This is a genomic window from Flavobacterium sp. 90, from assembly GCF_004339525.1.
Taxonomy (GTDB): Bacteria; Bacteroidota; Bacteroidia; order Flavobacteriales; family Flavobacteriaceae; genus Flavobacterium.
On the sequence record NZ_SMGE01000001.1, the window covers coordinates 2,077,159 to 2,103,350 of the forward strand.

26 protein-coding genes and 1 tRNA gene are annotated in these 26,192 nt (G+C 33.8%); 8 read left to right on the forward strand and 19 right to left on the reverse strand.

All coding sequences use genetic code 11. From position 1 onward, the window contains the following. Nucleotides 1-82: 82 nt before the first annotated feature. From C8C83_RS08380 to C8C83_RS08440, 13 genes are all read right to left on the reverse strand, one after another. Complete coding sequence (locus C8C83_RS08380; protein ID WP_132011722.1) at nt 83-664, reverse strand: DUF4136 domain-containing protein; 582 nt, start codon at nt 662-664, stop codon at nt 83-85. A 251-nt stretch (nt 665-915) separates the two neighbouring features. Further along, nucleotides 916-1,668: a DUF6515 family protein gene (locus C8C83_RS08385; protein ID WP_132011723.1), complete on the reverse strand. Its 753-nt coding sequence runs from the start codon at nt 1,666-1,668 to the stop codon at nt 916-918. A 19-nt stretch (nt 1,669-1,687) separates the two neighbouring features. Beyond that, nucleotides 1,688-2,428: a DUF2092 domain-containing protein gene (locus tag C8C83_RS08390; RefSeq protein ID WP_121327754.1), complete on the reverse strand. Its 741-nt coding sequence runs from the start codon at nt 2,426-2,428 to the stop codon at nt 1,688-1,690. A gap of 29 nt (nt 2,429-2,457) precedes the next feature. Further along, on the reverse strand, nt 2,458-3,858 hold the full coding sequence (locus C8C83_RS08395) for a DUF2252 domain-containing protein (RefSeq protein WP_121327756.1): 1,401 nt from the start codon (nt 3,856-3,858) through the stop codon (nt 2,458-2,460). 223 nt (nt 3,859-4,081) lie between these two features. Further along, nucleotides 4,082-5,533 (reverse strand): DUF1254 domain-containing protein, encoded by a 1,452-nt coding sequence (locus tag C8C83_RS08400; protein WP_121327758.1) that lies wholly within the window; start codon nt 5,531-5,533, stop codon nt 4,082-4,084. 42 nt (nt 5,534-5,575) lie between these two features. After that, nucleotides 5,576-6,403: a hypothetical protein gene (locus C8C83_RS08405; protein ID WP_121327759.1), complete on the reverse strand. Its 828-nt coding sequence runs from the start codon at nt 6,401-6,403 to the stop codon at nt 5,576-5,578. Nucleotides 6,404-6,502: 99 nt separating this feature from the next. Next, nucleotides 6,503-7,522, reverse strand: a complete 1,020-nt coding sequence (locus tag C8C83_RS08410; protein ID WP_121327761.1) for an HAD family hydrolase — start codon at nt 7,520-7,522, stop codon at nt 6,503-6,505. Nucleotides 7,523-7,596: 74 nt separating this feature from the next. After that, entirely contained in the window at nt 7,597-9,270 is a 1,674-nt protein-coding gene (locus C8C83_RS08415; RefSeq protein ID WP_121327763.1) for an arylsulfatase, read from the reverse strand. Nucleotides 9,271-9,782: 512 nt separating this feature from the next. Further along, nucleotides 9,783-11,213, reverse strand: coding sequence for a pyruvate kinase (gene pyk / locus C8C83_RS08420; RefSeq protein WP_121327765.1), 1,431 nt, complete (start codon nt 11,211-11,213; stop codon nt 9,783-9,785). A 5-nt stretch (nt 11,214-11,218) separates the two neighbouring features. Beyond that, nucleotides 11,219-11,707, reverse strand: a complete 489-nt coding sequence (locus C8C83_RS08425; RefSeq protein ID WP_121327767.1) for an IPExxxVDY family protein — start codon at nt 11,705-11,707, stop codon at nt 11,219-11,221. Nucleotides 11,708-11,832: 125 nt separating this feature from the next. After that, nucleotides 11,833-12,573, reverse strand: coding sequence for a ribonuclease III (rnc, locus tag C8C83_RS08430; RefSeq protein ID WP_121327769.1), 741 nt, complete (start codon nt 12,571-12,573; stop codon nt 11,833-11,835). A gap of 9 nt (nt 12,574-12,582) precedes the next feature. Continuing rightward, on the reverse strand, nt 12,583-13,836 hold the full coding sequence (fabF, locus tag C8C83_RS08435; RefSeq protein WP_121327771.1) for a beta-ketoacyl-ACP synthase II: 1,254 nt from the start codon (nt 13,834-13,836) through the stop codon (nt 12,583-12,585). A gap of 179 nt (nt 13,837-14,015) precedes the next feature. Beyond that, a complete protein-coding gene (locus C8C83_RS08440) occupies nt 14,016-14,252 on the reverse strand; it encodes an acyl carrier protein (protein WP_007137004.1) in 237 nt (78 codons plus the stop codon). 175 nt (nt 14,253-14,427) lie between these two features. Between C8C83_RS08440 and purN the strand changes: the two genes are divergently transcribed. Further along, nucleotides 14,428-14,991 carry a phosphoribosylglycinamide formyltransferase gene (gene purN / locus C8C83_RS08445; protein ID WP_121327773.1) on the forward strand — a complete coding sequence of 188 codons (564 nt, stop codon included), beginning with the start codon at nt 14,428-14,430 and terminating at the stop codon, nt 14,989-14,991. Between the two features lie 141 nt (nt 14,992-15,132). Next, nucleotides 15,133-15,609 (forward strand): ribonuclease HI, encoded by a 477-nt coding sequence (rnhA, locus tag C8C83_RS08450; RefSeq protein ID WP_121327775.1) that lies wholly within the window; start codon nt 15,133-15,135, stop codon nt 15,607-15,609. Nucleotides 15,610-15,671: 62 nt separating this feature from the next. Here rnhA and C8C83_RS08455 read toward each other — a convergent pair whose 3' ends face one another. After that, a complete protein-coding gene (locus tag C8C83_RS08455; RefSeq protein WP_121327777.1) occupies nt 15,672-16,016 on the reverse strand; it encodes a DUF6249 domain-containing protein in 345 nt (114 codons plus the stop codon). A 345-nt stretch (nt 16,017-16,361) separates the two neighbouring features. On the opposite strand from C8C83_RS08455, the gene C8C83_RS08460 reads away from it, so the two are divergent. Both C8C83_RS08460 and C8C83_RS08465 read left to right on the forward strand, forming a co-directional pair. Beyond that, on the forward strand, nt 16,362-16,949 hold the full coding sequence (locus C8C83_RS08460) for a sigma-70 family RNA polymerase sigma factor (RefSeq protein WP_121327779.1): 588 nt from the start codon (nt 16,362-16,364) through the stop codon (nt 16,947-16,949). Continuing rightward, nucleotides 16,933-17,328 (forward strand): hypothetical protein, encoded by a 396-nt coding sequence (locus C8C83_RS08465; protein WP_121327781.1) that lies wholly within the window; start codon nt 16,933-16,935, stop codon nt 17,326-17,328. The genes C8C83_RS08460 and C8C83_RS08465 overlap by 17 nt, the downstream gene beginning before the upstream one ends. Before the next feature lie 2 nt (nt 17,329-17,330). Here C8C83_RS08465 and C8C83_RS08470 read toward each other — a convergent pair whose 3' ends face one another. Next, nucleotides 17,331-17,825: a hypothetical protein gene (locus C8C83_RS08470; RefSeq protein ID WP_132011724.1), complete on the reverse strand. Its 495-nt coding sequence runs from the start codon at nt 17,823-17,825 to the stop codon at nt 17,331-17,333. A 326-nt stretch (nt 17,826-18,151) separates the two neighbouring features. On the opposite strand from C8C83_RS08470, the gene C8C83_RS08475 reads away from it, so the two are divergent. Both C8C83_RS08475 and C8C83_RS08480 read left to right on the forward strand, forming a co-directional pair. Further along, entirely contained in the window at nt 18,152-19,075 is a 924-nt protein-coding gene (locus C8C83_RS08475; protein WP_121327785.1) for a PfkB family carbohydrate kinase, read from the forward strand. A gap of 81 nt (nt 19,076-19,156) precedes the next feature. Next, nucleotides 19,157-21,055 (forward strand): amidophosphoribosyltransferase, encoded by a 1,899-nt coding sequence (locus C8C83_RS08480; RefSeq protein WP_121327787.1) that lies wholly within the window; start codon nt 19,157-19,159, stop codon nt 21,053-21,055. Nucleotides 21,056-21,657: 602 nt separating this feature from the next. Here the strand turns inward: C8C83_RS08480 and C8C83_RS08485 are convergent. The 4 genes from C8C83_RS08485 to C8C83_RS08500 all read right to left on the reverse strand — a co-directional run bounded on the left by C8C83_RS08485 (nt 21,658) and on the right by C8C83_RS08500 (nt 25,225). Then, on the reverse strand, nt 21,658-22,269 hold the full coding sequence (locus tag C8C83_RS08485; RefSeq protein ID WP_121327789.1) for a superoxide dismutase: 612 nt from the start codon (nt 22,267-22,269) through the stop codon (nt 21,658-21,660). 139 nt (nt 22,270-22,408) lie between these two features. After that, nucleotides 22,409-23,035, reverse strand: a complete 627-nt coding sequence (gene pth / locus C8C83_RS08490; RefSeq protein ID WP_121327791.1) for an aminoacyl-tRNA hydrolase — start codon at nt 23,033-23,035, stop codon at nt 22,409-22,411. A gap of 518 nt (nt 23,036-23,553) precedes the next feature. Further along, the gene (locus tag C8C83_RS08495; protein ID WP_121327793.1) at nt 23,554-24,165 is read right to left on the reverse strand and encodes a 50S ribosomal protein L25/general stress protein Ctc; all 612 of its coding nucleotides are present in this window, start codon (nt 24,163-24,165) and stop codon (nt 23,554-23,556) included. Between the two features lie 118 nt (nt 24,166-24,283). Continuing rightward, nucleotides 24,284-25,225: a ribose-phosphate pyrophosphokinase gene (locus C8C83_RS08500; RefSeq protein ID WP_121327795.1), complete on the reverse strand. Its 942-nt coding sequence runs from the start codon at nt 25,223-25,225 to the stop codon at nt 24,284-24,286. A 231-nt stretch (nt 25,226-25,456) separates the two neighbouring features. Between C8C83_RS08500 and C8C83_RS08505 the strand changes: the two genes are divergently transcribed. Beyond that, a tRNA-Leu gene (locus C8C83_RS08505) sits at nt 25,457-25,536 on the forward strand. Nucleotides 25,537-25,684: 148 nt separating this feature from the next. Then, a complete protein-coding gene (locus C8C83_RS08510; protein WP_121327797.1) occupies nt 25,685-26,113 on the forward strand; it encodes an SRPBCC domain-containing protein in 429 nt (142 codons plus the stop codon). Nucleotides 26,114-26,192: the final 79 nt, after the last annotated feature.

Genomic DNA, 26,192 nt, shown 5'->3' on the forward strand with positions numbered 1-26,192 from the left:
GAAGTCATTATCAACTTATCAAGTACTATACTTATCTGGGGATTGATAAGTATAGTATCTTATTCTTTTAAGACATTATAGTCTATTTTTTTGCCAATCCCGGAGGAAAACCTGCAAGTATTTTTTTGATTGAATTAGCAATAAATTCTTCTGGATTATCTGGTTTGCTGTCTATTTCTGCATTCCCAATTCCTTGCCACACTAATTTTTGAGTTTTTGTAGATACAATATCAATTATCAGAGAGCCATCAACATAATCATAAGTATTATATGTTGTGTTTGCTCCTCCCATCATAGCACCGCCGCCCCAATATCCGTATGGACGATACATTCCTCCATAGCCATAGAAGTCAGTGTTTGATGATACTGATGTTTTATTTTTTAAAATAGATACTGCGTTTACTTTTAAATCCGGATTATTAGTCGCTTCGGTAAAACCTTTACTAATAAGTTCCGCGCGGATTGCTTTTGTAATTCGATCAACATTTAATTGATTTACCTGACCTTCTTGCGCTTTTAAATCATAAACTGCAAAAGTTTTGTATTCGCTAAAATTAGCACTGTGGTCGTAATCATTTGTAACTTTTACGGTTGGAGCACAACTGTAAAAAAGACCCAACAACAACATTGGGATAATGCGAAGATTCTTTCTTTTAATATTCATTTTCATTGTATTTTAAATTAATGATTAAACTAGTTTAATTGGAATTATAAAATCTTGAATAAATATTATCCGAATGGCAAGTAACATTAAACAATTGTTAATTTATTGCAATCCATTAGATTACAACACCTTACCTCACACTCAAAGATAAATTATTTTATTTAATTAACATAACAAAATAAATAAAATTCTTACTTATTTGTCAGAACGATTTGTTTATCAGTAAATTAACCGTTCTTATTTTTTTACTTCTATTTTCCCTGAACAACAACATAACTGTCTTGTCCATCTTTAGAAATTGGCTGATAATACACATTATTATAAATCATGTATTTTTGACCGTCAATAGTTTTTTCTTCGGCTCCTTCAGGAAGATGCGAAACAACTGCTCCAACTGGTGCATCTACTACTTTATATTTACTGGTATCTTTTGTATAATAAGCACCTCCATAATAATAGTATTCTGTTCCTGAAACATTAATCGTCACATAACCTTTTGGCAATTCGGAAATTGTTGCTCCAAGTGGCGCAGGTACAACTTTATAACCATTGGATTCTTTTGTATAGTAAACTCCATCATCGTAGTTATACTGATTATTTTCGACTGAAATTACGATTGCAGCTGTTGTTAATGTTGCGGCAAAAAATCCTATCGGAAACCATGTTGGTCCCCAATAATAAGGCACAAACGGATGATAGATATATGGATATGGCACCGGATAAGGATGAAATGGCACCGGATAAGGTCTTGGATATGGATGTGGCGGCGGAGGTAATGGCCTTGGCGGAATTGGTCTTGGTCCTGGCGGAATTGGACGCGGCGTTGGCGGAATCGGCCTTGGTGTTGGCATTGGACGCGGAGTTGGCATTGGTCTCGGCATAGGACGCATTGGTGTAAAATGACCAAAACGCTGTGCTGTGGCATCTTCCGGAATCATAAGCAGTACTGCAAAGAATGCAATAATTATGATTGAGATTTTATTTTTGGGTTGATATAATTTCATAACTATGGAGTTTATTGGATTATTTAGTGTTTTCTCTAGGCGCTAACTTCACTATTGTAGCTTTTGGCGGCGTCGTAAATTCAAACATTGAATCCGGATAATCATTATTTATGGTCCAATCTTTATAGAGGGCTTCATATTGTGGTTTGTCTTTATCAGAGGTATAAATGATTACCATTTTTACCGGCAGAAACAAATCATCGCTTCCAATCCAGAATTGAAAACTCTTTGTTTTATCATTTCCTGCAATATGAAAACACTCACGCCCATCGACTATCGTTTTTCCTAAAAAAATCAAATTGCCTTGTTCTGAAAGAAGATCCTGCAAAAATGTGGGATAGAAAAAATCGGCACCGGGAAATTCAATTCCAAATTTTTTACTCACCTCATCAATAGTTTCGATTACAGAACCCGGAGCTGCAGTAAAACCATAGGTATTATTATCAAATGAATAATAATTTAGTTTTTTTCCGTTGTACCAAAAACCTCGATTTCCTTTATCTCCTGTAGAAGCAACCTTCATTTTATCTGGAAATTTAATCGAAACCTTGTCTGTTATTGCATGTTTTATAAGCCCCAAATTTTCATTTGGAACATCATAAGTTGTAACCGCTGTAAAACTACACGCTTTAATATCCTGCAAAGTTTCACCAGCCCGATGTAATAGAAAAACAGCCGTAGAATCTATACGCTGTGTCTGGCCATTTGTTGTGATTGTAATAATCACAAAGCCCATCAAAAACAAAAACTTTTTACCCATATATTCTATTTTAAATAATTATTGAAAGGTCAAACTTCTGTAGAAATAGGCAATCTCCCTTCTTTTATTGCTTCTAACATTCTATTATAATCTGAATCATTTTGATTGGCATACGAAATAGAAAATCTCGAAATTGCATTGGCAAATTCATTACTTTTTCCAATGTAACCAGATAACACTGATGGATCTCCTGTGCGAGCATGTGCTCTGGCAAGTGCCCATCCGCAGGCTTTTGCATAATCTGCCATATTTTTTGCCTTCATAATTTCAAGAACCGGTTTTACTTTTGCGTCCCGAAGCTGACGGATATAAAAGAACTTACCATGATCATCGTTTGTCCAGCCTAAAAACATATCCGATGCAGATTGCATCAATTTTTGTCCCATTACGATTCTTTCGCCCTGATGACTATATTTTCCTTTTATTTTTACATTAGGTTCCAACACACTCTGCCTTGCTTCTTTAAACTGTAAGAAAATAGGTTCGCCTGTTGCCGACATTAACAAACTAATGCCACATAGTGTTCCTACGCTTCCCACACCTACAACTTTTATAGCCAAATCATGCAAAGTATATCGGCTTAAAAGCACTTTTTTTTCATCAGACAAAGTTTCGAGATAACGATTATGAATGCTTTCGGCTTCTTTCAAAATTCGTTTTCCTTCTTCTCCTGAAGGATGAAAAATCAAAGGAGGATCATCTTTTATTCTCGCTTGCGAACCTTCCTGATAAGTCATTTTAGCAAACTCTTTTTCGTGAGCCGTATATTCTGCTGCTTTTTTTATCCGTTTTTGCTGAAACGATTTTATCTCTTCGTCCTCGCCTTTTTCAATCAATTCAGCAAGATCAATATCAGCATACCAAATTTGAAGCGCCGATAATTTGCTGTAATCTAACATATGTCTCTTGTAACTGTCTGCAACATGCCAGGCGAATTCTTTACAAACTTTATTCGTAAATTTTCTCCATCTTCCGGCAATTACAAAACTGGCAGCAAGTCTTTTTACATCCCATTCCCATGGTCCCGGAAATGTTTCATCAAAATCATTAATATCAAAGACCAATTTGCGCTCTGGAGTTGCAAATCCTCCAAAATTCATTAAATGACAATCACCACAAAGCTGAAGATCGATTCCTGTACTAGGCGTTTGTGCTAAATCTGCGGCCATAATTGCAGCAGCTCCTCTATAAAATGCAAAAGGCGATTCCATCATTCGACTATATCTAATAGGCAATAAATTTTCGATTCTTCCGATGCTCGTTTTGATTAAAATTTCAACGGGATCTTCACGATTTTCTGCCGGATTCCATTCCTGATGAACAGAACGAGGCGTAACTTTTCTTATCGCAACGCCCTGATCAAAACGATTTGCTTTTGATACCGCGGGATCAAATCTGTTTTCGTTGCTTTCTTTAAACTCGTCAGTCATAACTTTTAATTTTCTTTTCTTTTAAAAAGTAAATCTGTTGTATAAACTACCCAGACTGGAACATTTTATGTCATTCTCTGAACATTTTTTTAGCATTGGCAGACAGAACTGATACAATTAAAACAAACCTTTTTTAGAAACCTTGGTATTCTTCAAATACAATTCTGTTAGTTCAATTGAAGATTGTTTTTCTATACGTTTGATAATCAAAAATTCATGCTCTTTATTTCACCTCACTAACATCTCCCATTTTCCAGGTTTTATCAAAAAATCCTTTTTCTGGTCCATAAAATCGTGCGAGTAACTCAAATTTACCTTTAGGATCTGTTGGCACCCAATTTGATTCTTTTCCTGATGGAGCTTTTGCCCCAAAATAAATATCTACAGAACCATCACTGTTTTTCTGAAGTCCCGGTGTTGTAGACGCACGACTGAAATATTTCATACCTTTAATCAAAGCATGGGTTTCTCTGTCATAAGCCGTTACTGACCAATATAATTTGACAGGTACATTTGCCGGTAGATGCAATTGGTATGTCTTGGATCCATCAAATGACTGGCCTTTATCATCTTTAATAGACATTAAATAAAATTGTCCTGTACCTAGGTGTTTTGCACTGAAATAAGCCATAGAATAACTTATTGCTCTCTCGCTTACCGGATAGATATTAGGAGCCTGATAATTTGACATTATTGCTTTTACCACATCCGGAGATGCTGGCAATGCCCAGTTTGTATTATCGTAATATGGCGGTTTAAAAATATTTTCATATTGTTTATCTACCCACGTGTGAGCATCTTTTATGGCCGCATTAAGTATTTCTTTTCGTCTGGCATCTGCTTCAAATGGTTTTCCTTTTTCAATGCCAATTGTTTTTAGAAAATCAATCATAACTAAGTCTCGCGTTAACCAAGGCTCACGTTGTACAAATTCATTAAGAGTTTCGAAAAAATGAAAATTATATGGAATTGTATTGCTGAAATCTACTTCAAGTAAATCCGTAAACTTTGTGGCCGGTGGATTTGAAGCTTGAGAATATGGATAAATTTTTATCTTTTTACCATAATCTGTTGCTCTTTTTAAATCAGCAGTGCTTCCATCTGTAAGATTTGAGCGAAGTATTGCAAAACCTGTATAAGTAGACGAAGGCATTGGAATATAACCTTGTGGCACTTTATCTTTATAATCAGGTGGCAGAATAATATATTTCCCTCCTTTTCCTTTATCTACTCCCGCAGGACCAATATCTTCTATAGCTGTCTGCCATCCGTCATCGAGACTTCCTGTTAACGAAGAGACTCCTTCAGCAGGTGGAATTTCTAATACAACCGGTCCTTTTCTGGTATCATATAATGGATTTATATAAATAACATCAGGATTTGGTGTTAGAGTTTGATTTTTAGAATTAATTAATCCGGACCAAAATACAATTTGATTAAAATCGCCTTTTGCCTTTTTCAAACTCTCATTAAGCAATTCAAAATTTACCGCAGGAATTCCCCAAATTACAGCTTCAACAGCACGATTATATATAATTTGTTCTTCTAAATTTGCAGGTTTAAAAGTAGATTCTTGTTCAGCGTCAGTAGTGGTCGTTGTTTCATTGTTTGTCGTAGACTTTGTACAACTAACTAAAAAGCTAATAAATACAATTAATGCAATTTTTAATTTCATGTTTTTGTCTTTTAATGATGAAATAAACTAAAAAATGACTTTTTATGACCCGGGAAATACAAAAGCAACCACGGCTCTTAAACCCCAATCAGGTTTTATTTCGTGTGGTCCAACAATTGGTATCAGAGGCTGAACACTAAATTGTACTACCTGACTTCCAAATTTGGTTATTCCTCCAATAGATGGATTTAAAGAAACTAGTGTCGTATTTCCTTCCCAGTTTTGAGTAATCTCAGCATTTACACCTAAACTGGCTCCGCTTTTATAACTATGCGAAAGAAATATTTGAGTATAAAAACTATTGACATCGGCGCGATTTTCATTTCCTGCAACAGACCAAATTTGATTGGCTAAGAAACCAACTGAAAGTCCTTTTCCCTGATGCATGACTAATACACTGGGTCCAACTCCAAATTTTTCTGTTCCTAAAAAATTTTCTGTCGCTGTTGGAATTAAAAAAGCAGGTCCAAAACCCAGAATAATTCCTTTTGTTTTGGGTGCAAAAAAAGCAGTTACTGTTGCATCACTTAACCCAAATTGATGGGTGTTTTCACCTGTAATATCTCTTTGATCTACCACTGGAAGAATATAACGTGTAATCAGATTTAAATTATCACTAAGCTTAAACGGAACTACGGGTTGTATATTTATAGTATATTTTGTGCCATTATACGGGCCAATACCATAACTAAGATTGTTTTGCAAAGGCACACTTATTAAACTTGCCACCGGATTTGCTAATTTATCTGCCAGTTCCTGAGCACTTGCTCCTGCTTTTGAATCGTCTTCTTGTGCAAATGCCGAAAAACCAATAAAAAAACATGCCGCTGTGAATAATTTAGTGATCGTATAAAAGCTTGTATATTTCATAATTACTTTTTTTTAATCTTTTTAATTCCGTTAAAAATCAGAACAAAACAACCTTCGTCCAGTGAAGGTTGTTTGTTTTTAATTTTTATTAGCTTTTAATTATTTATCCGGAAATACTTTTTTCCAGTCGTCTTTCATACTAACTACATGATACTTGTTTTTAGCAGCTGTATTTAGTGATAAATTATCCTTTTCCTGATAACTATATTCTCTGATGGAATCATTATGGTTCACAATCAATTGAAAAGATGGATATTTACTACCCTGAGAATATTTAAGCATGGCAAGATCTCCAGCTCCTCCTTCGTTTCCGCATGCAAATACAGGTCTTTGACCAATATGCAACTGTATACCAACAGGTTTACCTTCTTTATCATTAAAATGATCTAAAGCAGGCTCTCTTTGAATGGTATTTTTATCGGCATCGTATTTATATTTGAATGAAGTTCCTACCACTTGATCCTTTGGTATACCATAAAAATCAGATGATATTGCACGAACTAATTCAATTGTTCCGCCGGTTACAATATATGTTTTGAACCCATTTGCTCTCAAATAATTTAATAATTCAAGTTGCGGTTGATATCTTATTTGTTTTAAAGGAACATCTTTGCCCGGATATTTGGCACCTGCAAAAAACTCTTTAGTATTGGCTTCAAACTCGTCTTCGGTTAAACCGGTATGAGTTGCAGCTACTAATTCTATAAGAGCTTTGTCTCCGCCTTTTTCAAAAAAGGTTTTATCTTTTTCTACTACAGCTTTAAAAGGTTGTTTTTGAGCTAAAGCAGGATTTGCTTCAACCATTTTTTTTACTCTGTAAAAAGCAAATAATTCCTGAACATAAGGCTTCTCAGCCCAAAGTGTTCCATCATTATCAAATGTGGCAATTCTATCCTCAACCGGAATAAAATCAGGAGTTCCTTCTTTTGTTACTTTAGTAACATAATCAATAATGTCTTTTTTCAATGCTCCGTCGTTCCAGCTTGGTAACGGATCACCGCTGGTTGCAACTGTTGCTGCACTATCTTTAGGATCAGTAGTTGTAGTAACGTTTTCAGATTTTTTGCACGAGATCAGCAAAAATAAAAATAGGGGCAATATATATACTCTTTTATACATGATATTGATTTTTTTAAGGGAAATAGAACTTGAATTAGGGTAAACTCAAGTTCTATTTTGGTTACTATATTTTTTTATTTTTTCTTTTTGGCTGCTTCAACCTCTTCTTTCACTTTAGGTAAAACATTTTTCTCTACAAATTTATTTGCCTTAATTTGCGCAAGTGTTTCATCCATAATAGTATAAGGAGAGAAACTTGGCGGAATAGAACGAGGAGGATAATCTTTAAAGGTTTCTGCAAAGGTCACAACATCTCCAATTACACCATAAATCTGACCTATATGGTTCAATTGCCAATCCCAAAAAGTATTTGATGTTATATCTGCTCTTTCATAAGGATCCTGATAAAGATTGAATATTTTCTGCAATCTTAATTTTGTAAAAGGCTCTGCCCAAACTCCTAACGTACCTTCTAAACGCTGTTCTGCAAAAACATATTTATAATCGCCTTCACGCAAACCAACTAAAAGTCCGTCATCATCAGAATAAAAGAATTTATCTCTTTTACTTTCTGACTTACCACGCAACAAATCAGATTGATCAAAACCATCTAAATGAACTTTATAAGTATTACCATTTGCTTTATATCCAGTTAGTAATTTTTTAGTTAAATCCGGTTCTCCTGCAATTGAAGCCAAAGTTGGCATCCAATCGTTATGAGACATTAATTCGTTTGATACTTGCCCTGGTTTGATTACACCTGGCCAACGTACTAAACAAGGAACACGGAAAGCACCTTCCCAGTTTGTGTTTTTCTCAGATCTGAAAGGTGTCATAGCAGCATCAGGCCATGTGTTCATATGAGGTCCGTTATCTGTAGAATAAACTACAATAGTATTGTCTGCAATTCCCAGATCATCTAGCGCTTTTAACAAGGTTCCAACAGTAATGTCATGTTCGATCATACCATCATTGTATTCGCTATCACCATGTTTATATTTACCACGATTTTCTGCTCTTACGTGAGTACGCAAGTGCATACGAGTTCCGTTCCACCAGCAAAAAAATGGTTTACCTGCAGCAGTTTGTCTCTTAATAAAATCTATGGCTGCTGCTGATGTTTCATCATCAACTGTTTCCATTCTTTTTTTAGTAAGCGCTCCGGTATCTTCAATTTTTTGTTTTCCAATTTTTCCAAAACGAGGATCAACAGTTGCATCATCTGTACTGGTTGCAGTACATTTTAAAACACCTCTTGGTCCATATTTAGCTAAATAAGCAGGATCTTTAGGATAATCAGGCAATTCTGGCTCCTCTTCTGCGTTTAAGTGATATAGGTTTCCAAAAAATTCATCAAAACCATTTACTGTTGGCAGGTTTTCATTTCGGTCACCAAGATGGTTTTTTCCAAATTGACCCGTAGCATAACCCAGGCTTTTCATGATTCCTCCAATAGAAGGATCTAATTGGCTCATACCCATTGGAGCACCAGGATAGCCCACTTTAGTCAAACCAGTTCTGATTCCGTGCTGTCCTGTTACTAATGCGGCGCGACCAGCTGTACAACTTTGTTCTCCATAATATTGTAAAAAACGTTCCCCTTCAGCTCCAATTCGGTCAATATTAGGAGTTGTATACCCCATTAAACCACTACTATAAGCACTAATGTTACTTATACCAATATCATCTCCCCAAATTATCAGAACATTGGGTTTTTTAGTATTTTGTGCTTGTGTGATTGAAAAACAAGCTAATGCAAATAGCATCATCGAGTTTCGAATTCCAATTTTAAATTTACTTTGTTTCATGGTACTAAAAATTTGTTATTAATTCTTATTTGCTCAAATATAGGAAAAATACTACGCATAAATTTTTGTAAAGAGAAATAAATTTGGTTCGTTCCAGATTTTTTTATTTTTTTTGAGGCTAATTTGGAACAGGAATTTTCTTAACTTTTTATTAACTATCTCAAAAATAGCTAATAAAAAAACGAACAATAGCATTTATACGGCTTGACATTGTTTCATTTTATAAAATGAAACATGAAAAATGCCTTTTTCATTTGATGACGTTTCATTTTGCAAAATGAAACATGAAATAATAAGGAAGTTATGAAGCAAGAAATAAATTCTAAAAATGGAAAAGGAGAGGAAAAAATTCTCTATAAAAAGAATCTTTTATAATGATTTATAAATTCTATTTTAAAAATTACTTTTTTGAACAACTCAAAAGAAATCGCAAATCTTAGTCTAAAATAAATTTTTGAGCATAAAAAAAGCCATTCGGTATCGAATGGCTTTTGTATAATTTTAAAAGAAAATTACTCTATTTCAGAAACTCTCATGGTGTTAACCATTCCTTTATCTTTAATTGGCATTGCTGCAAGGTTAATCAAATAATCACCTTTTACAACATATCCTTTTTCTCTTGCAATTTCGTTAACATCAGTTACAGTATCATCTGTACTTTCGTCTTTATCATAGAAGTATGATTTTACTCCCCATAATAAATTCAATTGTGTTAAGATTCTTTTGTTTGAAGTAAACACTAAAATATGTGCAGATGGTCTCCAAGCTGAAATTTGAAAAGCCGTGTAACCACTATTTGTTAAAGTACAAATTGCTTTAGCTTTGATTTCATTTGCTAATAAAGCTGCCTGATGACAAACTGTTTTAGTAATAAAACGTTTTGTTTTAATTTGTGGTGTATTTTGTGGAACGTGAATTAACTCAGAATCCTCAACAGCCTCACAAATTTGAGTCATTTTTTGAATTACTTGTACCGGATAATTTCCTGTAGCAGTTTCTCCAGATAACATTACAGCATCAGCACCATCCATTACAGAGTTTGCAACGTCGTTTACTTCAGCTCTTGTTGGAGTTAAACTAGTAATCATTGTCTCCATCATTTGTGTTGCAACGATAACAGGAATTCTAGCTGTTTTTGCTCTGCGGATCAAATCTTTTTGAACCAATGGTACTTCATGCGCAGGAAGTTCAACTCCTAAATCTCCACGAGCAACCATTAAAGCGTCACAATATGCTACAATTTTGTCCATGTTCTCAAGAGCTTCCGGCATTTCAATTTTTGCAACAATTGGAATTTTATATTCTGAATGTTTAGCGATCAATTCTTGTAGATCTTGTAAATCACGTGGTGTTTTTACAAACGAAAGTGCGATCCAGTCTACTTTTTGCTCAATTGCAAAAATTGCATCAGCAATATCTTTTTCAGTTAAAGCCGGTAAAGAAATTTTAGTATTTGGTAAGTTAACTCCTTTTTTAGATTTTAACTCTCCACCTTGAATTACTTTAGCAACAACTTCTGTTTTTTTATCTGTAGAAAGAATTTCGAAAATCAATTTACCATCATCAAGTAAAATACGCTCTCCAGGGTTAACATCATTTGGGAAATTTTGATATTTCATGAACACTTTTTGAGCTGTTCCAATAATATCTTCAGCAGTTGTAAAAGTGATAGTATCACCATCATGTACTACTGTTCCTTCTTCCATTACACCAACTCTAAGTTTTGGTCCTTGCAAATCTCCAAGGATTGCTGTTGTATAACCAAACTCTTCGTTTAGACCTCTAATAATATTAATTTTGTCCTTTACACCTTCGTAATCAGCATGCGAAAAATTGACTCTAAACACATTAACACCTGCATCGATCATATCCTTGATAATCTCTCTCGTACTACATGCAGGCCCAAGTGTAGCAACAATTTTGGTTTTCTTGTTTGTTAACATTTTTTTTAAAAAATTAGATTGTTTTTTGATTTTATTTTGTTCGTATCCACAACATAAATTGCTGCAATACTCTCTATGGTATTTAGTTGTTGTTGAATTTCTGAAAAATCAATAGTCTCTTCACTATTTTCTATTTTCAGGAAAAAATCCACTTTTTTGAATTCAGGAAGTAAATGAATTGTTGTGGAGACCTCACTTGTCTCATTGGAAAACAAATCTTGGAAATCATTCGTACTCACAGAAATGATTTCATTTTTATTCTGAATTAAATTCCATGAAATTGCCTTTTCGGAATCATAATAATAGAATCTCGAAAAATTTGCCTCACCTTCTTTTGTTTGAGCGTGGATCTCGTTCTTGCTCTTACTTAGGTTTATCGGAAGGTTTTTATTGATAAAATAAGCCAATCTATAATCTTCTAATGAAGTATGAATTGCCATTAAATAATAATCAATTTCGTCAAATTCGTCTAAATCCAATCTATGAATAGCCATATCATGAAAAATCAAGGTGTAAATATACTATTTCTATCGGAGCATCAATAGTTATGATGTGTATGTTTTTGTTAATTTATAAACGAAAACGTTATAGCATTAAGAAAGTTACAGCAATTTTGCTGTTATTTCTTATCTATTTTTTCCTGAAATGCAAAATAAGCTCTTTGTGATGCTTTCTCTTCTGCTTTCTTTTTTGAAGTTGCACGCGCTCTTGCGATTACTTTATCGTCTATACTTAATTTAACACCAAATAAGCGTTGACCATCGATACCGTTATCTTCAAAAATGTCATAGTGAAAGACTCTCTTTTCTTTCTGACACCATTCGATAACTAAACTTTTATAACTAATAACTTTCCCCTCTAGTCGTGCAATATCGACGTATGGAGTAACAACTCTTTTTTGAATAAATCTTTCGCAAAATGAGTATCCTTTGTCTAAATAAATTGCACCTATAAGTGATTCAAAAATATTACCATGAATATTTTCTCCAAAATGCTGAATTGGCACTTTGCTTTCTACAAAACGAACCAGATTTAAATCTTTACCTAACTCATTTAGATGTTCGCGACTCACAATCTTTGACCTCATTTTAGTCAAATATCCTTCGTCACCATTTGGTGCTTTATTAAATAAATGTGCTGCTATTACAGCACTTAACATAGCGTCTCCCAAAAATTCTAATCGTTCGTAATTTATTGGGTGTCCGGATTCATCTAATTTATTCGAAGATCGATGCGTAAAAGCTTTCTTATAAAAATCGATTTTTCCAGGCTCAAACCCAAGTATTTTCTGAATAGTGTCAAAAAAAATCCCGTCTTCTAGAGAACGGGATTTAGAAAATATTTTTTTGATAAAATTCATATACAGAAATTAGTCAACTAATTTTTTAAACAATACACAAGCATTGTGTCCACCAAAACCAAAAGTGTTACTCATAGCAACATTTACTTCTCTTTTTTGAGGTTTGTTTAAGGTAAGATTCAATGATGGATCAATATTTTCATCAACAACCGTATGGTTAATCGTTGGCGGAACAAGACTGTGTTGCATTGCAAGGATAGAAGCAATAGCTTCAATAGCTCCTGCAGCACCAAGTAAGTGTCCAGTCATTGATTTTGTTGAGTTGATATTGATGTTTTTTGCATGTTCACCAAAAACAGCACTAATCGCTTTTAATTCGGCTACATCTCCTAACGGAGTAGAAGTTCCGTGTGTATTGATATGATCAACATCTTCAGGATTCATTCCGGCGTCTCTCAATGTGTTTTTCATAACTGCGATAACTCCAATTCCTTCCGGATGTGGTGCAGTTAAGTGGTAAGCATCTGATGACATTCCGCCTCCACCAATTTCGCAATAAATTTTTGCTCCTCTGGCTTTAGCATGTTCGTATTCTTCAAGAACTAAAGCTCCTGCTCCTTCTCCTAATACAAAACCATCTCTGGTAGCGTCAAAAGGTCTTGAAGCCGTTTCCGGACTATCGTTTCTTGTAGATAAAGCATGCATAGAATTAAAACCTCCCATACCTGCAATTGTAATAGCTGCTTCTGAACCACCTGATACGATAACATCACACATTCCTAAACGAATGTAGTTGAAAGCATCAATTAAAGCATTTGCAGAAGATGCACATGCAGAAACAGTAGTATAATTTGGTCCCATATAACCATTACGCATCGAAATGTGAGCTGGTGCAATATCGGCAATCATTTTAGGAATAAAAAACGGATTGAATTTAGGAGTTCCGTCACCTTTAGCATAATAAATTACTTCTTCCTGAAAAGTTTCTAAACCTCCAATTCCAGCTCCCCAAATAACACCAACTCTTGTTTTGTCGATATTATCATTAGTAAGTCCGGCATCTTTGATAGCTTCATCACTTGCAGCAACAGCATATTGAGCGAATTTATCTAATCTACGAGATTCCTTACGATCCATGTAATCTTCAATGTTGAAGTTTTTTACTTCGCAGGCAAATTTCGTTTTATGCTTTTCTGTATCATAATACGTGATAGGAGCGGCTCCGCTTACTCCATTCACAAGTGCGTCCCAGTAATCCTGGATATTATTCCCAATAGGAGTAAGAGCACCTAATCCTGTTACAACAACTCGCTTTAACGTCATAAAATATGTATTTTGTACTTTAAACAAATAAAACCCACGCTTTCTTAACTGTATAGTTACTTAAGAGCCATGGGCATTACAATATAAATATATCTTTGTGATTGAAAATCAATCGAAATTTTAATTTAAAAAAATAATAACACCCGACTTATACAATATAAAAATCGGGTGCGGTATTATTATTTTTTAGCTTCCTCGATATAAGAAATAGCTTGACCAACAGTAGCAATGTTTTCTGCTTGATCGTCTGGAATTTGAATATCAAATTCTTTTTCGAATTCCATAATAAGCTCAACAGTGTCTAATGAGTCAGCTCCCAAATCATTAGTGAAGCTTGCTTCTGTTACAACTTCGTTTTCGTCAACACCTAATTTGTCTACGATAATCGCTTTTACTCTTGATGCAATGTCTGACATAATCTTTAATTTTAGAATTTAATTTGTTGGCAAAAATAAAAAACTTTATTTTAAAACCACGATTTAGTTTATAAATGTAACACTAATTTATAAAATTAATTTCAAGAAAGACTTTTTAATACTATTTATTTTCGATTTTTATTCCGTTTTTTGCATTCTCAAACTAAATTCGATTATGAAAAAAATTATTGTTTTTGCCTCAGGATCAGGAACTAATGCTGAAAACATCATAAAACATTTTGAAAAAAGCAAAATTGCAAGAGTCGTTTCTGTTTTTACAAATAATGCTTCTGCAAAAGTTATCGAAAGAGCAAAAAATCATCAAATTCCAGTTGAAATCTTCTCAAAAAGCGAACTTTTAGAACGAAACGTCTTACAAAAAATACAAGAAATCGACCCGGATCTGATAGTTCTTGCTGGTTTTTTATTGAAATTCCCAGAGAATATAATCGAGAATTATCCTAATAAAATAATAAACATCCATCCGGCGCTTTTACCAAATTATGGCGGTAAAGGAATGTACGGAATGCACATACACAGAGCCGTAGTTGAGAATAAAGAAAAAGAAACCGGAATTTCTATTCATTTTGTAAATGAAAATTATGATGAAGGCGCTATTATTTTCCAGAAAAATACAGCCCTAACAGCTGAAGATACCGCAGAAACAGTGGCCGAAAAGATTCATGAACTGGAACAAAAGTATTTTCCGGAAATTATCTCGAGACTATTAGAGGATTAGACTTTAGATTTCTTAGACATAAGACTTCTTAAATTTTTATTATTTGAAATTAAAATCTAAGAAGTCCAGAATATAAAAATCTAGGAAGTCCAAAAACAAAAATCTAAGAAGTCTAACAATCTAAAATCTAAGAAGTCTAAAATGAATCACGAAGTACATATATATACTGATGGCGCTGCAAAAGGAAATCCCGGAAATGGCGGTTATGGTGTAGTAATGGAATTGGTAGGAACACCGCATAAAAAAGAATTCTACGAAGGTTTTCGATTAACTACCAATAATAGAATGGAGCTTTTGGCTGTTATTGTTGGTTTAGAGAAGCTGAAAAATCCAAACATGAAAGTCCTTGTAATTTCTGATTCTAAATACGTCGTAGATTCTGTTGAAAAAAAATGGGTTCTAGGCTGGGAAAAAAAGAAATTCGTTGGCAGAAAAAACCCAGATTTATGGAAACGCTTTTTAGTTGTTTACCGTAAACATCAGGTTGATTTTAAATGGATAAAAGGCCATAATAATCATCCGCAAAACGAACGCTGTGACCAGCTTGCCGTTATGGCATCAATGCAGCCCAAACTTTCTGTAGACGTTTATTACGAAACCATAGGTTCTAAAGAATAACAAAAAACGCGTTTAAAACAATTGCTTTAAACGCGTTTTTAAATTACTAAAATACTATTACTTTATTCCTTTAAATCTTTTGCTGTCTTAAATCCAGTCAAAAGCCCTATACCTGCCATGATGAATATAAGTGAAGGATAGACTGCTCCGTCATTAAGAGAAGTGTAAGTGGTAACCACTAATGCAAGAAAAATTCCCAAACCGCTTCCTATTAATAGGAATGCCAGATTTACAACAAAGATTTTCCAAGCTGGAGCGCCGTTTCCTTTTCCCTGCATAAAGATACTCGCATCAACACCTTTTTCTATAAGCGCTAAACGTTCTCTATTTCTAGTTGAATAAATTAAATAAACGATCCCGAAGATCATTAAGAAAAAACTAATTGGAATTAAAATTTTGTCGTCCATAACATTTACGTTTTTAAATTGATTGATACTCCATATGACGAGGCTTTTTAAATTCAGGTTACAAGTATTTGAAAATAAATTTCAATATCTCTAAACTCCAACCTTCAAAACCACTGAATATCAGTTAATTTTGAGTTGTAAATTATTTTAGAAATCGCTAAAACTTTATTAAGATTTAAAAAAAAGTTAGTGTCGAGATGACAATATTGTGGTTAATCGTTGTCAAAGTTTTAAACTTTGACAAAGATCTATACCTATTATAGATTGGAATTTGAAATTTAAAAAAAATAAAATTTATTTTCAAATACTTGTAACCTAACCAGAGTAACTGTCGTCCTATATAATATGAGTACAATAAGTGATCAACATTATATCGATAAAATTTTACAAGGAGAAACCAATGCGTTTGCCGTGCTGGTTGATCGTTATAAAAATATGATCTATACATTGGCACTCAAAATGATCAAGAACAAAGAAGAAGCCGAAGAAGTTGCACAAGATACTTTTATCAAAGTTTACAATTCTTTGGAAAAGTTTAAAGGTGATTCTAAATTTTCGACATGGATTTATAAAATAGCTTACAATACCTGTTTAGATAATCTGAAAAAAAACAAAAAAGAAGACCTTAATATATCAATAGATGATTTTTCGGCACATTTAATTAAAACAATGGACAATGCTTTGAGTGCTCTGGAAGATAAAGAACGAAAACAAACCATTCAGAAATGTTTGAATTTATTACCAAGTGAAGAAAATTTCCTGCTGACTTTATTTTATTTTGAAGATCAGAGTTTAGAAGAAATCGGAAAAATCATGAGTATTAATGCTAATAATGTCAAAGTTAAATTATTTAGGAGCCGACAAAAATTAGCCGTAATTTTGAAAAAGCAATTAGAACCAGAAATAGTAGCGTGTTATGAAAGAGAGCGATAAAAACATAGAAAATCTTATTGATAAAATGATGTCCGAAAACACTTTGGAATCACCATCTATTGACTTTACTTCAAAAATAATGTCTCAGGTTTTAGTGGCTGAGAAAAGCAAAATTAAAGCATACAAGCCTTTAATTTCTAAAACAACCTGGATATTTATCGGCATAAGTTTAATTGCTTTAACTACTTATTCAATTTATTCAAATAATGGCATTTCTAATTTCGGAATAGACAAAGCATATTCGGATAAAGCTTCTGCTCTATTTTCTGGAATTCATTTTTCTAAGAATATAATGTATGCGCTATTAATAGTTCCGTTTATGATTTTAATTCAGATTGGGGTGTTGAAGAATTATTTTGACAAGAAGTATCAGTTGTAGATTTATTTAAAAGAATCTTCTCTTTTTCTGATATAGTCTATTCCTAGATAACAATCAGAACTTATATCGTATCTGTTTTTAAATAAAATATATAATATAGTTAAATATTCGTCGTCTTTTATAGCCGCTCTATTAAGCGCCAATCTTTTTGATGCTGTTTCTTTTGAATATTTTTTGAAAAATTCATTAAATCCTGAATCTGAATATACCTTTTCGATTTTTGGATTTAATTTAAATCGCTTAGGATAATTATTGTCTTTAAATAATCTTTCATCTATAATAAATCCATCATTCAAAACTGCAGTTAAAAAACCTTTGAAGAATTTAAATTTTTTAGAATAATACCTCTTGTAAAAGAAAAACAATTCATTCTCATTTAGACGAACAAATTCATTGCTGTTTATCAGAAGATATACATCTGAAAAAAATATTGGCGGAGGCGGTAATGCTTCACTATCATTTTTTACTTCACCCCTATCTGCTAAAATCTCAATCATTTCCTTAGAGAAGTTTGGTTCTTTTCTTTCGCAGGAAATCAAAAAACAGAACAACAATAATAAGGTTAGGATTTTCTTCATGATCAGATTTTCAGATTTAAACAAATCTAATTAAAATCGTCAGTACTTTTTTCAAAAATAAATATTGTATTTTAAATCCAAAAAACATATTTTAAGCACTCTGAACAATCAAATACAAATCATTCATTTACAATAGTTTTAGCCCCGAAATCGATATTCTTTTTTTATGAAAATTTTGAGAACCTAAACCGTTGCAATATTGTAACTTATGAAGTATCTTTGCACCCTAATTCGAAATTCATAAAATGAATAAATTATTGATTGTTGGAACGGTTGCTTTCGACGCGATTGAAACTCCTTTCGGAAAAACAGATAAAATATTAGGTGGTGCTGCAACATACATTGGTTTATCAGCATCATTTTTTAACTTACAATCGGCCATCGTTTCTGTAGTTGGTGACGATTTTCCACAAGAACATTTAGATCTTTTAACTTCAAAAAATATTGATATCTCTGGTATCGAAATTGTAAAAGGCGGAAAAACCTTTTTCTGGAGCGGTTTATACCACAACGATCTAAATTCAAGAGACACTCTTGTAACTGAATTAAACGTTTTGGCAGATTTTCAACCAAAAGTCCCTCAAAACTATAAAGATGCTGATGTTGTGATGTTAGGAAACTTACATCCTTTAGTACAAAGCAGTGTTTTGGATCAAATGGAGAAAAAACCAAAATTAGTAGTTTTAGACACTATGAACTTTTGGATGGATTGCGCTCTTCCTGAATTATTGGACGTAATTAAACGTGTAGACGTTATCACAATCAATGACGAAGAAGCAAGACAACTTTCAGGAGAATATTCATTAGTAAAAGCAGCAAACAAAATCCAGGAATTGGGACCAAAATATGTGGTGATCAAAAAAGGAGAACATGGAGCGCTTTTATTCCACAACAGAGAAGTTTTCTTTGCTCCGGCTTTACCATTAGAAGATGTTTTTGATCCAACAGGAGCAGGAGACACTTTTGCAGGTGGTTTTTCAGGATTCATTGCGCAAAGCGAAAACATTTCGTTTGGCAACATGAAAAACGCAATTATTTACGGATCTAACTTGGCTTCATTTTGTGTGGAGAAATTTGGAACCGAAAGGATGGAATCTTTAAGCAAAGCAGAAGTAGCGATTCGATTACAACAATTTAAGTCGTTAACTCAGTTTGACATAGAAATATAATGCCCGAAAGCCTCGCTAATAACGGGGCTTTTTTATTACGTTAATACACACAACTTACAACAACACAAAATACAAAACACAATGAGCGACGCTTTAAAACACGAATGTGGTATAGCCTTAGTTAGACTTCTTAAACCGCTTGAATATTACAAAGAAAAATACGGAACTGCTTTTTACGGGATACAAAAAATGTATCTAATGATGGAGAAGCAGCACAACCGTGGTCAGGATGGTGCCGGTTTTGCAAGCATTAAACTTGATGTTGAACCAGGACAACGCTACATAAGCAGAGTTCGTTCAAATCACGCACAGCCTATACAAGACGTTTTTAAACAAATCAATGAGCGAATTAGTGAAGAATTAAAAGCTCAGCCTGAAATTGGTGATGATGTTCAAAAAATAAAATCAGAAATCCCGTATGTTGGTGAACTATTCTTAGGTCACGTTCGTTACGGAACTTTCGGAAAAAACAGCATCGAAAGTGTACACCCATTTTTACGTCAAAGTAACTGGATGCACCGTAACCTTATTTTGGCAGGAAACTTTAACATGACGAATGTTAAAGAACTTTTCGAAAATCTGGTTGAACTTGGACAACATCCAAAAGAAATGGCGGATACTGTTACAGTTATGGAAAAAATTGGTCACTTCTTAGACAAAGAAGTTATGCAATTGTACCAGGATTGTAAAGCCGAAGGTTATTCCAAAAGAGAAGCTTCTCCGGTAATCGCAGATAGATTAGATATTGCTAAAATATTAACCCGTTCTGCAAAAAACTTAGACGGAGGTTATGCAATGGCTGGTTTACTTGGTCATGGTGATGCTTTTGTTTTTAGAGATCCAGCAGGAATTCGTCCAGCTTATTTTTACCAAGATGACGAAGTAGTTGTTGTAGCTTCTGAAAGACCTGTTATTCAGACTGTATTTAATGTACCTTTTGAAAGTGTTCAGGAAATTGACCCAGGAAACGCTTTGATTATCAAGAAAAGCGGAAAGGTTACAATGGAGCAAATCCTTGAACCAACAGTTAAAAAAGCATGTTCTTTTGAAAGAATCTATTTCTCTAGAGGAAGTGATGCTGAAATTTATCAGGAACGTAAAGACTTAGGTAAATTAATTTTACCCGCAGTTCTTGAATCAATTGACAGCGATACAGATAACACCGTTTTCTCTTATATTCCAAATACGGCAGAAACTTCATTTTACGGTTTAGTTGAAGCTGCTCAGGATTTCTTAAATCAAAGAAAAAACAACTATATTTTAGCTAACAGAAACACTCTTACTGCCGAAACTTTACAGGAATTATTAGCTGTAAAAATACGTACAGAAAAAGTTGCAATTAAAGATGCTAAACTTAGAACCTTTATTACTGAGGATAGTAGCCGTGATGATCTTGTCGCACACGTTTATGATGTAACTTACGGAGTAATCAAACCAACTGACAACTTAGTTATTATCGATGACAGTATTGTTCGTGGTACAACGCTAAAAATGAGCATCATAAAAATGATGGATCGTTTAAATCCTAAACGTATCGTAATCGTTTCATCGGCACCACAAATTCGTTACCCTGATTGCTACGGAATTGATATGGCAAAACTTGAAGGCCTTGTAGCTTTTAGAGCAGCATTAGCTTTATTGAAAGAAAGAAACTTATACCATATTGTTGATGAAGTTTATGCAAAATGTAAAGCACAAGAAAACTATATCGATAGTGATGTTGTAAATTATGTTACTGCAATCTACGATCAATTTACTCCTGAAGAAGTTTCAGATAAAATTGCCGAAATGTTAAGCTCTCCGGAAATTAATGCTGAAGTAAAAATCATTTTCCAAAAAGTAGAAGATTTGCATATTGCATGTCCGAAAAATCTTGGAGATTGGTACTTTACAGGTGACTATCCAACTCCTGGAGGAAATCGTGTTGTAAACAGAGCTTTTATGAATTTTTATGAAGGAAAAGACGCTAGAGCGTATTAAAAATATATTAACAAAAGGTTAATTTGTGCATTTCATCGGTTTTTTTTGCCGTTCATCCTAATTGTTTGGTAAAATTGAAAAGCTACAATACTTTTGAAATACCATAACATTAGTAGGTTAAGTTTATGGTAGATTTGGGGCAAAAAGGGTGGAAGCAATTCCACCTTTTTTATTGGAATAAAGTCAAGTATTTCTACCACAAGAAATTAGACCCATTAATAAGAAAATACATTCCTTTCATCGGATATATTTACCATTCATCTAAAAAGTTTTTTTCATAAGAATAGCTGTCTTACATTTACTGAACCATAACATTAGTAGGTTAAGTTTATGGTAGATTTGGGGCAAAAAAGGTGGAAGAGATTCCGCCTTTTTTATTTTCTTTTTTCTAGAGAATAGAGTAACGATTATAGAAGAAAGATTGTTGAGAAAAGAGGATAGAACGGAGAATATAGAAAATAGAGGATAGAAAATAGATTCTAAAAAATATAGAAACAAAAAAAAGACGAATAACCGCAAGGCCATTCGTCTTTTTTGTATAATCTTTATTCTATAATCTTTATTCTATAATCTTTATTCTATAATCTTTACTCTATTTTCGACTACTTGTCTAAAGCAAATCTTCTAGCAACTTCTGTCCAGTTAATTACACTGAAGAAAGCTTCAATATAATCTGGTCTTCTGTTTTGGTAGTTTAAATAGTAAGCGTGTTCCCAAACATCCATCCCTAAGATTGGAGTTCCACCGTTACCAGCAACTTCCGGCATTAATGGGTTGTCTTGATTTGGAGTACCTACAACTTCTAATTTTCCTCCTTTTTGAACTGTTAACCAAGCCCATCCAGAACCAAATTGTGTTGCTCCAGCTTTAGCAAATTTTGCTTTAAACTCGTCAAAAGTTCCAAAAGAAGCTTCGATTGCAGTTAATAAATCACCAGTTGGTAATCCACCACCGTTTGGAGACATTACAGTCCAGAATAAATTGTGGTTGTAAAAACCTCCACCATTGTTACGAACTGCTGCGTTTGATTTATCTAAGTTGATTAAGATATTTTCGATTGTTTTTCCCTCTAAATCTGTTCCAGCGATAGCTGCGTTTAGATTTGTAGTGTATGCATTGTGGTGTTTTGTATAATGGATTTCCATTGTACGTGCATCGATATGTGGTTCTAATGCATCATATGCATAAGGTAATTGTGGTAATTCAAAAGCCATGATATAAGGATTTTTATGGTTTATAATAATTTATCCCAAATTTAGACATTTAACTTTGGAATAGAAAATACTATTTCGTTATAATTCGATTTAATTAACTGATAATTTGGCTTTTTAAAACTTAAATACTTGAAAATCTTTATTTTCCGTTAAAGCTTGTCATCGTATTCTCTAATCCCGCTGTTCCAAAAGATTTAATAATTTCTGAAGCAACTTCTAAACGTTCCGGTAATTTTGCTTTTTCTTCTTCATCCCAATCACCCAAAACGTAATCAATTTGTTGCCCTTTTTTGAACTGATCGCTAATACCAAATCTAAAACGGGTATATTGCTGTGTATTCAAAACCAAATTGATATTTTTAAGTCCGTTATGACCTCCGTCACTTCCTTTTGGCTTGATACGAATAGTTCCGAAGGACAGGTTTAAATCGTCTGTAATGACCAAAATGTTTTCTAACGGAATGTTTTCTTTGTCCATCCAATACTTTACAGCTTTACCGCTTAAATTCATATAAGTGTTTGGCTTAAGCAGAAAAAAGCTTCTTCCTTTAAACTTGTATTCTGCCAAAGCACCAAGCTTTACAGTTTCAAATGAAAGCCCTTCTTTTCTGGCTAAAAAATCCAGGACTTTAAATCCTATATTATGCCTTGTATTTACGTATTCGGCACCAATATTTCCTAAACCTACGATTAAATATTTCTTCATATTGTCTATGTTCTCTTCTTTTTGTGTTGATGAAAACAGTTTTGTTATCCATTTTATCATGGTTGCAAAAGTATGATTAATTAGATAATGTGGCAATTAGATAATTAGATAATTTGGTTTTCGTGCAGCTTTAACTATAAATAATGGCACGCGGATAACGCAGATTTGAATGGATTTACGCGGATTTTTTCTTTACGCTTTTTGCGGAAAAGCCTTTGCAACTTTGCCGCTCTGAACCTTTGCACCTTTTTTCTAAAAAAAACTAAACTTCTGACTAGCCCTGACAGAAGCGGCATCCTTTTTCTTGCTTCTTTAGCAAGGAAAAGATATAGTGGATGGCAGGAACGTCTGGTCTTGAGAAAACATAAAGTTTCTGCTCCCGAAAAATTTAACAATGAGAGAATGTATTCTAACCAAAAAAAAGGACTTCGACTTCGCTCAGTCTGACAGCTTATACAATTTCAATCTAGTTCAATCTAGAAAACTTAGAACGTTAGTACCTCAGCAACTCAGAACCTTTTAAGCAAAAAAAAAGCCCCAATCTTTCGATTGAGGCTTTTGTATTGATTTGAAAAAAATTATTTTTTCTTTCCTTTTGCAGGAGCTTTTGCAGCTTTTGCAGCTTCTTGAGCAGCTTTCATAGCAGCACGAGAAATTCTTACTTGAGCAACAACTGTGTTCTCTGGGTGCATAACTTTGTACTCTGGAGAACCAACTTTAGTAACATATAATTTGTTACCCATTTCAAGTGGAGTAATGTCAGCTTCAACAAAATCAGGAAGATCTTTAGGTAAAGCTTTAACTTTTAATTTACGTGTGTTTAAACGTAAAACACCTCCAGCAAGAACACCTTTAGATGTACCAACGATTTTTACTGGAACTTCCATAGTGATTTCTTTGTCATCAAATAATTGAAAGAAGTCAATGTGTAAAATTTTGTCAGATACCGGGTGAACCTGAATGTCTTGCAAAATTGCATTGAATGATTTTCCTTTTCCAAGTTCGATCACAACTGTGTGAGCGTTTGGAGTGTAAACCAAGTTTTTGAATGCCGCAGCGTCCGCTGAGAAATGTACTGCCTGATTTCCTCCGTATAACACGCAAGGAACCGCTCCAGCATTACGTAAGGCTTTAGTTGACACTTTGCCCACGCTTTCTCTTTCTGATCCTTTAATTGTAATCGATTTCATTGTAAAAAAAATATAGTTATTAATAAATATTCTATTTGCTTTAAGCTTTAGGCACTAGACCTTAGGCTTTTAAAATGAGTAACAATGCTTATAGCTTAAAACCTAAAGCTTACCGCTTCTACATTATAAATTTTCCACTAATGGAATTGTTGTGGTGCACCATGTGCATAACTTCAGCAAAAAGAGGTGCACAACTCACTACTCTAATTTTCTTTGATTCTCTTTTTAACGGAATAGAATCGGTAACTATTAACTCGCTTAATTTTGAGTTTTCAATTTTTTCGTAAGCTCCACCTGATAAAATAGCGTGTGTACAGATTGCTCTAACGCTTAATGCTCCTTTTTCGATCATTAAATCTGCCGCTTTCGCTAATGTACCACCAGTATCGATCATGTCGTCTACTAATATTACGTTACGACCTTTTACTTCACCAATTAGCTCCATAGTATCGATAACGTTGGCTGCTTTTCTTTGTTTGTAACAGATTACTACATCTGATTCCAAGAACTTAGAGTAAGCATATGCTCTTTTTGAACCTCCCATATCCGGAGATGCAATTGTTAGATTCTCTAATTTTAAACTTTCTACGTATGGTAAAAAGATTGTAGATGCAAATAAATGATCTACTGGTTTTTCGAAAAACCCCTGAATTTGATCTGCGTGCAAATCCATTGTCATTACTCTTGTCGCTCCGGCAGCATCTAATAAATTAGCTACTAATTTTGCTCCAATCGGAACTCTTGGTTTGTCTTTTCTATCCTGTCTTGCCCAACCAAAATAAGGCATAACAGCTGTAATATGTCTTGCCGATGCGCGTTTTGCTGCATCAATCATTAATAACAATTCCATCAAATTATCGGCAGTTGGAAAAGTTGAACACACGATAAAAACGCGTAATCCTCTTATTGATTCTTCGTAAGATGGTTGAAATTCTCCATCACTATACGTTGACATCGTTACTTTCCCTAACGGAATTCCGTATTGTTCTGCAATTTTTTCTGCAAGATAAACACTTTGTGAACAAGCAAAAATTTTAGCTTCTGGTTCTAGGTGCGACATTATAATTTGTTGTTTTGTAGTTAGTTGTGTGTGCTTCGTTTTAACGAGGTGCAAATTTAGAAAATTTATTGGACACTGAAAGGAAAAAATTAAGTATTTTTATTAGAATTTTTAATTTTATTTTTTACATTTGCACCGTGTTAAAGGAATAAGCACAGTTATGACATCATAATTAACTTATTCTATTGCGTTAAAACAATTGATTTATTTGATTGTTTTTTCGTCTGCTAAGCCCGGATGGCGGAATTGGTAGACGCGCTGGTCTCAAACACCTGTGGGAAACCGTGCCGGTTCGACTCCGGCTCCGGGTACAAAAACCTCTTCTTAACGGAAGAGGTTTTTTTGGTTTTATACCTCTTTAATTAAAACTAATTTTATTGCTTTTTCGTTTTTAACTCCTATCTTTCAACAACTTAAAACTTATCACCTCTATAGCTTCAAATTATAACTCAGGATAAAATGGAAAAAATCGAGCACATTAATTATATCAAATCCCCTATTTCCACTGTTTTTAAAGCACTAACAACAGAAGAAGGTCTTGGCGCTTTTTGGACAGAGAAATTGATTGTTAAGCCAGAATTGGGGTTCATCAATGAATTTAATTTTGGAGATAATGACCTCACAAAAATGAAAATAACAGAATTATCTCCTAATAAAAGAATAGTATGGGAATGTATAGAATCTGATCCGGAATGGGTTGGTACAAAAATTTCGTTTGATTTAACTGAAAAAGATGGCGTTACATCAGTTGTTCTCAAACATTTTGATTGGCGCGACCTAACCGAATTCTATCAATGGTGCAATTACAACTGGGCAATGTTTCTTTTAAGTCTCAAAAATTACTGCGAAGATGGTGATGGAACACCTTATCAGAAAAGGAAGTTTTAATAAATGGTGCAAAAATCAAACCTAATGGTGGTTTTGTGATTAAAATTTAAACGTATTATTGTACAAGCGACATCAGTTC